Genomic DNA, 11716 nt, shown 5'->3' with positions numbered 1-11716 from the left:
CCTGGCCGCGGTGCTGCAGCGTGTGCAGGCCCAGGTGGGTGATGTCCACCGCGTTCGGGTCGCCCCACACGCCGAAGACGCCGCACTCCTCGTTCAAGCTCTTTACTTCAGCAGGCATGGCAAGCTCTCCTCCCAAATCGTCTGCAAGGCGCTGATCGGCGCTTCAATGCGGCCATCCGCGGCCGCAATCGCCAGCTGGTCGCCACCCGTCGTGCCAAGCAGCGTTGCCGTGTCACCGGCGAGCGTCTCAAATGCAGACTGCTGGGCCGTCGGAATCGTCACTAGGAAGCGACTTTGCGTTTCGCTGAACAGCTGCGCGGCCGGCAGCGCCAGCTTGACCTGCGCCCCGATGCCGGTATGGAAGGTCATCTCAGCCAACGCCACGGCTAAGCCCCCGTCGCTGATGTCATGTGCCGCCGAGACCAAGTGCTGGCGGATCGCCGAAAGGACCACCTGCTGAACGTGTTGTTCCAGCTTGAGGTCCAGTGGCATCAAGTTTCCGGCCACCGTGCCGGTTTCGACTTGCTGCAGCAAACTGCCGTTAAAATCGGCGACCGTGTCGCCCAGCAGGTAGATCAACTCACCGGCCGTCTTGAAGCGCGGCGTGGTGATGGTCGTCAGGTCCTCGATCAGGCCCACCATCCCGATCATCGGGGTCGGATCGATGGCCTCCCCGTTGGTTTCATTGTAAAGCGACACGTTGCCGGAAATCACCGGCGTGTTCAGCGCCTTGGTCGCGGCAACAATGCCTTTGGCCGACTCCTGCAGGCTGTAAAATTGCTCGGGTTTCGTCGGGTCACCGTAGTTGAGGCAATCCGTGATGCCGATCGGCTCCGCGCCAGTTGCGACCAGGTTGCGCGCCGCCTCGGCCACGGTGATGGCCCCGCCAACTTCGGGATCAAGCGCCAGGTAGCGGCCGTTGGAATCCGTCGTCATGGCCAGTGCCCGGTGCGTGCCGCGCACCCGAATCACCGCGGCATCCCCGCCTGGCCCTTCGATCGTGTTGGTTTGCACCTGGGCATCATAGCGGCGATACAGACTGGTTTTATCCGCGACGTTGGGATCGGCCAACAGCTTTTTCAGAGTTGCCTCTGGGTCTGTCACGGCTGGCACAAAGTCGGTCGCGGGGTGCACGAGCCGCTGTGGTTTCACCCCTTGCTGGTAATACACCGGCGCGTCGTCGGTCAACAGGCTCACAGGCACGTCGCACACGGTTTCGCCGTGCTGCAGGAGCGTGTAACGCCCGTCGTCGGTCACGTGGCCGATGACCACCGCATCCAGGTCGTACTGCTTGAACACGGCGCTGACTTCCGCCTCGCGCCCGGCCTTGACGCACAGCATCATGCGCTCCTGCGACTCGGACAGCATGATCTCAAACGGTGTCATGTTCGGCTCGCGCTGCGGCACCAGGTCCAAATCGAGCACCATGCCGTAACCCGCCTTGTCCGCCATTTCGACGGTGGAAGACACCAGTCCCGCCGCGCCCATGTCCTGCATGCCCACCAGCGCTTCTTGGTGGTCGCGCGTCACTTCGAGGCAGGCGTCGACGAGCAGCTTTTCCATGAACGGATCGCCGACTTGGACGGCGGAGCGGTTGGCTTCTTCCTCGGTCGAAAACTCGGCCGACGCAAAGCTGGCGCCGTTGATCCCGTCCCGTCCGGTTTTGGCCCCGACGTACAGCAGGCTGTTGCCGGTGCCGGCCGCCTTGCCGCGCTGGATCGCGCTTTCGTCCATGACCCCGACGCACATCGCGTTGACCAGGGGATTCTGCGCGTAGGTCGGCGCAAACCTGGTCTCGCCGCCGACCGTTGGAATGCCGATCGCGTTGCCGTAGTCGCCGATGCCGGCCACGACCTGATCGATCAGCTGCTTGGTGTGCGCATTGTCAGGATACCCAAAGGCCAGCGAGTCCAGGATGGCGACCGGTTTGGCCCCGATAGAAAAAATGTCGCGGATGATGCCGCCCACGCCGGTCGCCGCCCCTTGGTAAGGTTCGACGGCACTGGGATGGTTGTGGCTTTCAGCCTTGAACACGACCGCCTTGCCTTCACCAATGGCGATAACGCCGGCGCCTTCGCCAGGGCCCATCAACACGCGGTCATTTTTGGTCCAAAAGGTTTTCAGCACCGGCTTGCTGTACTTGTAGGCGCAGTGCTCACTCCACATACCAGAGGCAAGCCCAATTTCAGTCAGGTTCGGCAGCCGGCCCAGCTTTTCGGCGAACCGGTCGTACTCGGCATCGGTCAAACCCCACTGCCGGTAAGGCTTTTCCGTTTTAATCTGCGCCGGACTCAGCTCAGTTTGCAGCATACGCACCCTCCTTGGTCGCCTGGACCAGCGATTCAAACACCCCTAGGCCATCCGTCCCGAAAATTAGCTCCTCGACGGCGCGCTCCGGGTGCGGCATCATCCCCAGAACGTTGCCGGCCGCGTTCGTCAGGCCGGCGATGTCGTTCAGGCTGCCGTTCGGATTATGGGCGTAGCGGAAGACCACTTGGTGGTTCGCCTCGAGCGCGGCCAGTGTCTGGGGATCGGCATAGTAGTTGCCTTCCCCGTGCGCGATCGGCAGGGTGATGGACTGCCCAGCTTCGTACCGCGAGGAAAAAGCGGTTTCGGCATTGGCCACCACCAGCGGCTCGGGCTCACAGATGAACTGCAGGCTGGTGTTCCACTGGAGTGCGCCCGGCAAAAGGCCCGCTTCGGTCAGAATCTGGAACCCGTTGCAAATGCCGAGCACGTACCCCCCGGCCTGCGCGAACTGTTTCAAGGCCGCCATCACCGGGGCAAACTTGGCGATGGCGCCGGAGCGCAGATAGTCCCCGTAGGAAAAGCCGCCCGGGACCAGCACCAGGTCAAACCCATCAAGCGTGGTCGCCTTGGCGGAAACTTTGACCGCCTCTTCCCCCACGACGTCATTGATGGCGTGCATCAAATCATCGTCGCAGTTGGAGCCGGGAAAGCTGATCACTGCCGCCTTCATTCCGCCACCGCCAATTCTTCGACCGTGAACTTAAAAGTCTCCGTGTTGACATTGGCCAGCATTTCGTCGCAGATGCGCGCAACTTGCTGCTCGGCTTCCGCCTGACTGGCCGCGCTCAGGGTCAGCTCGAAGTACTTGCCAACCAGGACGTGGCTCACGTTATCGTCGCCCAGGCGGGTCAGGGTGTTTTGAATCACTTGTGCCTTGGGGTCCAAGACGCTGGGTTTGTAGTTGACAAAAATTTTGGCTTTAAACATGAGCGACTCCTTTCAAACGATCGAGGACGACTTGGTAAACCGGGGTCAGCGGCCCAGCATCCTTGCGGAACACATCCTTGTCCAGCGACTTGCCGGTGGCTTCGTCCACCAGCCGCATGTTATCCGGTGACAGCTCATCCGCAAGGACCAGCGTGCCATTGGCCAGACGGCCGAACTCCAGCTTGAAGTCGACCAGCGCGATGCCAATGCCGGCAAACCGCTTTTGAAGTAGCGCGTTCACGCGGTCTGCCAACTCGTGGATCGCGGCCAAAGTGGCGGTATCCGCATACCCCAGGGCCTTGATCTGCTCGTCGTTAATAAACGGGTCGTCCAGCGCGTCCGACTTGTAGTAGAACTCGTGAACCGCAGGGGTCAGCTTCATCAGGTGCGCCGTGTGGAATTTGCGTTCAAAACTGCCAGAGGCCAGGTTGCGTACCACTGCCTCGAGCGGGATCATTTCGCACTGCCGCACCAGCATCGTGTGGTCGTCCAGATCCTTGATAAAGTGAGTCGGGATTCCTGCAGCGGTCAGCTCCTCAAACAGCAGCCCGGAGATTTGGCGGTTCAACGCGCCTTTGCCCTGGATCTGCACCTTGCGCTTACCGTTCAGTGCGGTCGCCTGGTCCTTGTAGGTCACCCACAGCACACCCGGGGTGTCCGTTAAAAACATGTCTTTGGCTTTTCCGGAATACAGCAGTTCAGTTTTTTTTCCATATTCATCCTCCAATTGAATTGACCCCATCAGATCCTTCGTGTCCCCTGCCAGCACGGTCAGGTGCCCATCTTGCGACCGGGGCGCGCCTCCGCCTTACCATAGTCGTGCAGATGCCATTCCGGGTGCTGCGGCCACGCGGCCTTAGCGCATTCCAAATCGGCCCCCAGGAGATTGCGCATCACGGCGCATTCCTGCAGTCGCACCTGGGGAATTGGCAGACCGCAGATGCTGAGAATGTGGGCCTGGAACTGTGAAAAGTTGCAGGCCTCAATCGTGTAATGCCCAGAGTTGTGCGGCCGCGGTGCCAGCTCGTTGACCAGCACGCCGGATTTGCCGGCGAACAGTTCAATGCCCAGCACCCCACGCAGGTCCAGCGCAGTGGCAATTTTAGTGGCCAGCGCATCAATTTGGTACTGCTCGGCCTTCGCCAGGTCCGGTGCCGGGGCAATAGTCACATGTAAAATGTGATCCTTGTGGCGATTCTCGACGACGGGAAAACAGCGAACCCGGTCCCGGCCATCACGCGTCACCATCAAAGACAACTCACGGTCAAACGGCACGCGCGCCTCGAGGATGCACGGCCCCTTGGCCGCGAGAGCCTGAGCGGCTGGTAAATCAAGGTCGCTGTTAATGTCCTGCTGCCCGTGGCCGTCGTAGCCCCCAGTCGTGGTTTTCAGGATCGCCGGGACCCCGACTACATGAATCGCCGGGATCAGCGCCGCTGGGTCTGGCACTGCGGCGAACTCCGCTGTCGGCACGCCGTGATCGCGCAGGAACGTTTTTTCCTTCACCCGATCGCGCGTGATGGCCAAAAGCGCTGTGCCCTGCGGCAGCGCCGCCTGCTTGCTGGCCTCTTGCAGCGCCGCCAGATCCACATTTTCAAATTCGTAAGTCAGCACGTCGGCACGCCGGGCCAGCTCATCCAGCGCCGCGTGATCGTCGTAGTCGGCCTGCAGCTGGAAGTCTGCAACTTGACCAGCCGGAGCGTGCGGCGTCGGATCAAGCACGCCCACCGTGTAGCCCATCGCCTTGGCCGCTTGGGCCAGCATGCGACCCAGCTGGCCGCCGCCAACAATGCCGATCGTCGCCGGGGGCAGGATTGGCTTAATCATTCAGCGCCGCCTCGCTTTCGATCGACTGCTGCGTCTGGGCCTGACGGTATGCTGCCAGGCGTCTCGCCACTGCCTCATCCGGATGGCCAGCATCGCCGCGGCCAGCAGCGCCGCATTTTTCGCCCCAGCCTCGCCAATGGCCATGGTCGCCACCGGAATCCCGGCCGGCATTTGGACAATCGAGAGAAGCGAGTCGATTCCGTTCAATGTTCGGGTTTTAATCGGTACCCCAATGACGGGCACGGTCGTGTTGGCGGCCAGCATGCCAGGCAAGTGGGCCGCCCCACCGGCCCCCGCGATGATCACGTCAATTCCCTGGTCACGCGCCGAAGCGGCAAACTGCTGCAATTGCTGCGGCATGCGGTGCGCCGAGATCACGTGCTTAACAAGCGGAATCTTAAGCTGCTCTAGCAGTGCCGCCGCCTGCCTCATCGTTGGCCAATCCGAAGCCGATCCCATCACTACTGCAACTGTCACGAATCGTCACCTGCTTTCGTATTTGCTTTGAGTGTAGCACGGCTCGGCCCTCGGCTCAACAGTTTTTAGGAACAAAGTTAGCGTTATCTCATTTTATTGTTCGTGTTCTACTTGGGCATAAAAAACCGCAAGCCTCGCTTGCGGTAAATTTATGCGCTGAACTTATTCAGCGTGCTGTTCGTAATTGACGACGGCGCCGATCAGGTTGGCCGCATCCGTGTACTGGCAGATCTTGATCACCGGCCGCTGCGTCGCGATCTCGATTTTCTTGAAGACGCCGTCCATGTGGCGCTCGATGCCGGGAATCAGGGCCGGATTGCGGGACACCCCGCCGCCCAGCAGAAACATCTCCGGATCATAGCTGTACTGCAGATTGAAAATGACCTCGGCCAGCGCCTCAAAGAACCCTTCGACCTCTTCGTGGGCGACGCGATCACCGGCGGTTGCCGCGGTAAACAGCGCCTCGCCGGTAATTTGCTTGCCAGTGCGCTTTTCATAGTTCTTCACCCGCTCAACAACGGTCGCCTGCGCTGAGACGCCCTTACCATTTTGCAGCATGAACCCGAACTCGCCGCCCAACAGGTGCGCACCGTGTTCAACGTGGCCGTTGGCGATCAGCGCACCGCCGACTCCAGTGCCCAAAACGAGCATGGCCACCCGCTGCTTGCCCTTTGCTGCACCGCTTTTGACCTCAGCAAGCGCCGCACAGTTGGCGTCGTTTTCAAACGCCAAGGGCAGGCCGAAACGCTTTTCTAGCTCGGGCTTAATGGGAAAGTTGTGGATGTACGGCAGCGCACTCATGCCCTCGATGACCCCAGTTTCCTGATTGACCGCCCCGGGGCTGGAAATCGCCACCCCGACCAGCGGGTGGTCGGCCTTCATTTTCGTCACCGTGTTGGCCAGCAGCCCGTAAAACTGGGCCAGCGTCTTCGGCGTGGGTGCGGCCGTGCGGTCCTGCAACGCTTGTCCGTCCCAGCGCGCAAATTTAATGGTCGTCCCACCGATATCGATCACAGCTAATTCCATTTTGCCATCTCCAAGCATTTATTTGTCTACACAAATTAGTCTAGAGGTTGGTGTATCCGCTGTCAAACGCCAGCGGCAAGCCAGGCAAAATAAAAGCGCCCCAGCCGAAGCCGGGACGCGTTCATTTCGAGCGGATTAGTTCTTTTCAGTGAATTCCTTAACCAGCTTGATGTTGTCTTCGTTGGTCACGGACTCGGTCGTGGCCCGTTCCGCCAAAGTCTTCAGGTAACTAGCCGAAAGACCTTTCATCTGGCTGCGAACGCGCAGGATCGAGGTGGCAGACATCGAGAACTCATCGAGACCCATGCCGACCAGCAGTGGCACCATGATCGGGTCGCCAGCGGCTTCCCCGCACATGCCGGCCCACTTGCCTTCCTTATGCGCCGAATCGATGATGTGCTTAACCAAGCGCAGGATCGATGGGTTGTAAGGCTGGTAGAGGTAGGACACGCGGTCGTTGCCGCGGTCTGCCGCCATGGTGTACTGGATCAGGTCGTTGGTCCCGATGGAGAAGAAGTCTGCGACCTTGGCGAATTGATCCGCCAAGACAGCCGCCGCAGGCACTTCCATCATCATACCGGTTTGGATGTTATCCGCAACCTTCACGCCCGCTTTGACCAGCTTGTCCTTTTCCTCCAAGAAGACCTTCTTAGCCGCCTTGAATTCATTGACCGTGCCGATCATTGGGAACATGATGCGCAAATTGCCAAAGGCTGAAGCCCGCAGCAGTGCGCGCAGCTGAGTGCGGAAAATATCCTGACGATCCAAGCTGATGCGGATGGCCCGATAGCCCAGGAACGGGTTGTCTTCGTGTGGCAGTGGCAGGTATGGCAGCTTCTTGTCGCCGCCGATGTCCATCGTCCGGACAACCACTGGCTTCCCGTCCATCTTCTCGAGGACCGCCTTGTAGGCCTCGAACTGGTCGTCTTCAGTTGGGAGCTCTGAGGAGTCCATGTAAAGGAACTCGGTCCGGTACAGACCAACGGCTTCGGCACCGTTAGCGAGCACCCCGTCCATGTCCTTCGGGGTCCCAATGTTGGCGCCGACTTCGAAGTGCTGACCGTCAGCCGTGACCGTCTTAGCGGTCTTCAGCTGTGCCCATTCGGCCTTCTGCGTGGCAAAATCTTTGGCCGCCTTTTCGGAGGCCTGGATCTGGTCCGCGCTCGGGTCGATGGTCACTTCACCAGTCAAGCCGTTGACGGTGATCATCTGGTCGTTCTTCACGTCCTTGGTGACCGTGTCGGTCCCGACGACCGCCGGGATCTCGAGCGAACGGGCCATGATCGCGCTGTGCGCGGTCCGGCCGCCGATGTCGGTCACAAAGGCTTTCACGTACTGCTTGTTGAGTTGAGCCGTGTCAGACGGCGTCAAGTCATGCGCCACGATGACGACTTCCGAATCGATCAGTGCCGGGTTCGGCAGCGGCCGGTTCAGCAAGTGGGACAGCACCCGCGTCGAAACGTCGCGGATATCCGCTGCACGTTCCTGCATGTAAGTGTTGTCTGTCATGGCCTCAAACGTTTCAATGAAACCGTCAGAAACAGACTTCAGGGCCGTTTCGGCGTTGACCTTATCGTCCTTGATCTGCTTTTCGATCGCACCGATGTATTCCGGGTCAGCCAGCATCGTCATGTGCGCATCGAAGACTTCTGCTTCTTCTTCGCCCAGTGACGCCGCGGCCTTTTTGCGAATGATCTTTAGTTCGTCTGTGCTCTGGTCGAGCGCGGTGTGCAAACGTGCGACCTCTTTGTCTGTATCTTCAATAGTTGACTTCGAAAATGACAGATCGGGTTGCACGAGCAGGTAGGCCTTCGCCGTAGCGACGCCGTCACTTGCCGCGATCCCTTTCAAGTTCTTAGTCATTAGTTAGACAAGCCTTCCTTTTTCATGGTCTCTTCGATGGCAGCAATTGCTTCCTTCTCGTCTGCGCCTTCAGCGGAGATGGTGACATCGGCACCTTGGCCGACACCCAAGCTCATGACGCCCATGATGGACTTCAAGTTAACGCTCTTGCCCTTGTATTCCAAGTTAATGTCAGAGTTGAACTTGCTGGCTGCCTGAACCAAGAGAGTTGCGGGACGGGCGTGGATACCTGTTTCTGCGACAACATTAAATTCACGTTTTTCCATGAGTAATCTGCTCCTTTGTGTATAAACTTTTGCCGAATAGAATTCGCATTCTATTTCTTGTAAACCTTACCATTATTCCGCTTTCAGGACAAGTATTGCGAATGGTTTTATTGCGTCTTGGCGGATTGGTAATGGTACAGAATGGTGCCGCCGCGCTTCGCCTGCCCGACGATTTCCTTGCGACCTGGATAGTTGGTCCACGCCTCGCGAAAAGCGGCAAACGTATCTGGTTCGATCTTGATCTCGGTGATCTTACCAGCGCGCAGATCATCCATCATCTTGACATAATCTGATGCCACATGCTTGCCCCCTTTCTGTGACTATTTTAGACTAGAGATAGGCGCTTGACCAGCTGCGAAACCGCTGTCTTAAGGAATTCACCAAAAAATTAGCACTCTCATGGGTAGAGTGCTTGCATTATATTTTTCGCGGTGTACACTGGAGTCAAGGTCAAAGAAGGTCAAAGCCTTTTTGACTTTTCCGCGCGCATTGCGTGGAAGTGACATAGATAAGAAAGGTTGTGAACAACGGTGCTATGTGAAAATTGCCATCAAAATCCGGCTACCATTCACCTGTATACCAGCGTGAATGGCCAACGCCAAGAGATCAACCTATGCCAGAACTGCTATCAGCAGTTGAAACAACAAGCAGGAGGCAACATGCAACCAACGAATGCAAACAATGATCCGTTCGGCTTCAACAGTCTCGATGACATCTTCCGGGCGATGGCTTCCGGCCAAACCGGCGGGCAACAGCCGCAGGACCAGACGCCGCCCACCCAAAGTGGACGCAATGGCGGCGGCCGCGGCAACCGGCCTGGCCAAGGCGGTAATTCCGTGCTCGGTCAGTTCGGTGTCGACCTGACCGCCAAGGCGAAGAACGGCGAAATCGATCCGGTCATCGGCCGCGATGAAGAAATTGCTCGCGTGATCGAGATCTTGAACCGCCGGACGAAGAATAACCCCGTGCTGATTGGTGAGGCCGGTGTTGGCAAGACCGCCGTGGTCGAGGGCCTGGCCCTCAAGATTGCGAACGGTGACGTACCAACCAAGCTTCAGGACCGGCACGTGATTCAACTCGACGTCGTGTCCCTGGTGCAAGGCACCGGGATCCGCGGCCAGTTTGAACAACGAATGCAACAGCTGATCGACGAGCTCAAGAAGAATCCGAACATCATCCTCTTCATCGACGAGATCCACGAAATCGTCGTGGCTGGGAATGCCGAAGGCGGCATGGACGCCGGCAACATCCTGAAGCCAGCGTTGGCCCGCGGCGAACTGCAACTGGTCGGTGCCACGACCTCGAACGAGTACCGGCAGATTGAAAAAGACTCTGCCTTGCCCGCCGGCTGCAGCCCGTCACCGTCGAAGAGCCGACCCCTGAGGAGACCATCAAGATCCTCAAGGGCATCCAGCCGCGCTACGAAGCCTATCACCACGTCAAGTACACGGACGACGCCATTGAAGCGGCGGTCAACTTGTCCGACCGGTACATCCAGGACCGGTTCCTGCCTGACAAGGCGATCGACCTGCTGGATGAGGCCGGGTCGCGCAAGAACCTGACCATTACCGTGGCCGATCCGCAAACCATCAAGGACAAGATCGCCGAAGCCGAAAAGCAGAAGCAGGCCGCCTTGAAGCAGGAAGACTACGAAAAGGCCGCCTTCTACCGCGATCAGGTCACCAAGCTGGAAAAGATGCAGCAGCAGGACGAAAAGCAGGCTAAGGAAGACACGCCCACCGTCACCGAAAAGGACATGGAGCAAATCGTCGAAAAGATGACCAACATCCCAGTCGGCGAGCTCAAGCAGCAAGAGCAGGAACAGCTCAAGAACCTGGTGCCTGACCTTGAGGCCCATGTCATCGGCCAAAATGAGGCGGTGGAAAAGGTGGCCCGCGCCATTCGCCGCAACCGCATCGGCTTCAACAAGACCGGCCGCCCAATCGGCAGCTTCCTCTTCGTGGGCCCGACCGGAGTCGGCAAGACCGAGCTGGCCAAGCAGCTGGCCAAGGAGCTGTTCGGCTCCGAGCAGAACATGATCCGGTTTGACATGTCCGAGTACATGGAAAAATTCAGCGTGTCCAAGCTCATCGGTTCGCCTCCTGCTATGTCGGCTACGAGGAAGCCGGTCAGCTGACCGAACAAGTCCGCCGCAATCCGTACAGCCTGATTTTGCTGGACGAAATTGAAAAGGCGCACCCAGACGTGATGAACATGTTCCTGCAGATTCTGGACGACGGCCGCCTGACCGACAGTCAGGGCCGCACCGTCTCCTTCAAGGACACGATCATCATCATGACTTCCAACGCCGGCTCGACCGATTCCGAGGCCAACGTCGGCTTCGGCGCGTCGATCAGCGGCACAACCAAGTCCGTCCTGAACCAGCTAGGCAACTACTTCAAGCCGGAATTCCTCAACCGCTTCGACGACATTGTTGAATTCAAGCCGCTGAGCAAGCAGACCCTGATGTCGATCGTTGGCCTGATGATCAACGACACCAACGCCAACATCAAGGACCAAGGCCTGACCATCAAGGTCACCGAACCCGTCAAGGAGAAGCTGGTCGATCTTGGCTACGATCCGGCGATGGGCGCGCGGCCGCTGCGGCGCGTGATCCAGGAGAAAATTGAAGACCGCGTGGCGGACTTCTACCTTGATCACCCGCAGGCCAAGAATCTCGAGGCGCGCATCGAAAAAGGCGAAATCGCCATTGCCGAAAGCAAGCCGGAAAGTCCAGCCGTCAGCAAAAAGTAAGTTTCTGGCACACTAAAGCGGCTAAGCGAGATCACCTCGCCTAGCCGCTTTTTTGCTTACTTGTGAATAATCTTGGAGCCGTACCACGGGTAAAACCAGCTCGTGTAACCGCGCATCAACAAGTCAAACTGGCGGGGCTCAAAGCGCCCGTTGCGCGCCATGGTGTCGTAAGCCACGCCCAGATCCACCACCTGATACGGCTGCAGCACGAACCGTTGCGCTGGTAAAACGCCAGCCGGGCGCGGCGCTGCCGGGCATTTGCCGCT

10 protein-coding genes and 2 pseudogenes are annotated in these 11716 nt (G+C 58.8%); 1 reads left to right on the top strand and 11 read right to left on the bottom strand.

The annotated features are described in order from the left end of the window. Positions 1–102 precede the first annotated feature (102 nt). The 10 genes and pseudogenes from purL to ykzS form a co-directional block, all read right to left on the bottom strand. On the bottom strand, positions 103–2310 hold the full coding sequence (gene purL, locus JCM13995_RS10785; RefSeq protein ID WP_054665523.1) for a phosphoribosylformylglycinamidine synthase subunit PurL: 2208 nt from the start codon (positions 2308–2310) through the stop codon (positions 103–105). Continuing rightward, positions 2297–2980 carry a phosphoribosylformylglycinamidine synthase subunit PurQ gene (gene purQ, locus JCM13995_RS10780; protein WP_054665520.1) on the bottom strand — a complete coding sequence of 228 codons (684 nt, stop codon included), beginning with the start codon at positions 2978–2980 and terminating at the stop codon, positions 2297–2299. Before purQ ends, purL begins: the two co-directional genes overlap by 14 nt. After that, positions 2977–3237 carry a phosphoribosylformylglycinamidine synthase subunit PurS gene (purS, locus tag JCM13995_RS10775; RefSeq protein WP_054665517.1) on the bottom strand — a complete coding sequence of 87 codons (261 nt, stop codon included), beginning with the start codon at positions 3235–3237 and terminating at the stop codon, positions 2977–2979. Before purS ends, purQ begins: the two co-directional genes overlap by 4 nt. Beyond that, a complete protein-coding gene (gene purC, locus JCM13995_RS16255) occupies positions 3230–3979 on the bottom strand; it encodes a phosphoribosylaminoimidazolesuccinocarboxamide synthase (protein ID WP_054665525.1) in 750 nt (249 codons plus the stop codon). The genes purS and purC overlap by 8 nt, the downstream gene beginning before the upstream one ends. Positions 3980–4008: 29 nt before the next feature. Next, entirely contained in the window at positions 4009–5064 is a 1056-nt protein-coding gene (gene purK / locus JCM13995_RS16250; protein ID WP_082397827.1) for a 5-(carboxyamino)imidazole ribonucleotide synthase, read from the bottom strand. Next, a pseudogene (gene purE / locus JCM13995_RS10760) lies at positions 5057–5523 on the bottom strand (5-(carboxyamino)imidazole ribonucleotide mutase). The gene purK and the pseudogene purE overlap by 8 nt, the downstream one beginning before the upstream one ends. A 180-nt stretch (positions 5524–5703) precedes the next feature. Continuing rightward, a complete protein-coding gene (locus JCM13995_RS10755) occupies positions 5704–6567 on the bottom strand; it encodes an ROK family protein (RefSeq protein ID WP_054665514.1) in 864 nt (287 codons plus the stop codon). A 135-nt stretch (positions 6568–6702) separates the two neighbouring features. Next, positions 6703–8430, bottom strand: coding sequence for a phosphoenolpyruvate--protein phosphotransferase (ptsP, locus tag JCM13995_RS10750; protein WP_054665511.1), 1728 nt, complete (start codon positions 8428–8430; stop codon positions 6703–6705). Next, positions 8430–8696 carry a phosphocarrier protein HPr gene (locus JCM13995_RS10745; protein WP_054665507.1) on the bottom strand — a complete coding sequence of 89 codons (267 nt, stop codon included), beginning with the start codon at positions 8694–8696 and terminating at the stop codon, positions 8430–8432. Before JCM13995_RS10745 ends, ptsP begins: the two co-directional genes overlap by 1 nt. 107 nt (positions 8697–8803) lie before the next feature. Next, positions 8804–8995, bottom strand: coding sequence for a protein YkzS (gene ykzS / locus JCM13995_RS10740; protein ID WP_054665504.1), 192 nt, complete (start codon positions 8993–8995; stop codon positions 8804–8806). A 231-nt stretch (positions 8996–9226) separates the two neighbouring features. Here ykzS and JCM13995_RS10735 point away from each other — a divergent pair. Continuing rightward, positions 9227–11450, top strand: a pseudogene (locus tag JCM13995_RS10735) (ATP-dependent Clp protease ATP-binding subunit). Between the two features lie 56 nt (positions 11451–11506). On the opposite strand, the gene JCM13995_RS14995 reads toward JCM13995_RS10735, so the two are convergent. Beyond that, positions 11507–11716, bottom strand: a 210-nt coding sequence (locus tag JCM13995_RS14995; RefSeq protein ID WP_162230954.1) for a hypothetical protein, incomplete at its 5' end; no start/stop codon positions are given.

This window comes from Lacticaseibacillus camelliae DSM 22697 = JCM 13995 (assembly GCF_001311195.1).
GTDB lineage: Bacteria > Bacillota > Bacilli > Lactobacillales > Lactobacillaceae > Lacticaseibacillus > Lacticaseibacillus camelliae.
The sequence above is the reverse complement of the archived record's forward strand: the minus strand, read 5'-3'. Positions and strand labels throughout refer to the sequence as shown.

What these genes read in the sequence shown, in the direction of transcription:
- purL (WP_054665523.1), bottom strand. Translation starts at nt 2,310, where the DNA reads ATGCTGCAAACTGAGCTGAGTCCGGCGCAGATTAAAACGGAAAAGCCT.
- purQ (WP_054665520.1), bottom strand. Translation starts at nt 2,980, where the DNA reads ATGAAGGCGGCAGTGATCAGCTTTCCCGGCTCCAACTGCGACGATGAT.
- purS (WP_054665517.1), bottom strand. Translation starts at nt 3,237, where the DNA reads ATGTTTAAAGCCAAAATTTTTGTCAACTACAAACCCAGCGTCTTGGAC.
- purC (WP_054665525.1), bottom strand. Translation starts at nt 3,979, where the DNA reads ATGGGGTCAATTCAATTGGAGGATGAATATGGAAAAAAAACTGAACTG.
- purK (WP_082397827.1), bottom strand. Translation starts at nt 5,064, where the DNA reads ATGATTAAGCCAATCCTGCCCCCGGCGACGATCGGCATTGTTGGCGGC.
- JCM13995_RS10755 (WP_054665514.1), bottom strand. Translation starts at nt 6,567, where the DNA reads ATGGAATTAGCTGTGATCGATATCGGTGGGACGACCATTAAATTTGCG.
- ptsP (WP_054665511.1), bottom strand. Translation starts at nt 8,430, where the DNA reads ATGACTAAGAACTTGAAAGGGATCGCGGCAAGTGACGGCGTCGCTACG.
- JCM13995_RS10745 (WP_054665507.1), bottom strand. Translation starts at nt 8,696, where the DNA reads ATGGAAAAACGTGAATTTAATGTTGTCGCAGAAACAGGTATCCACGCC.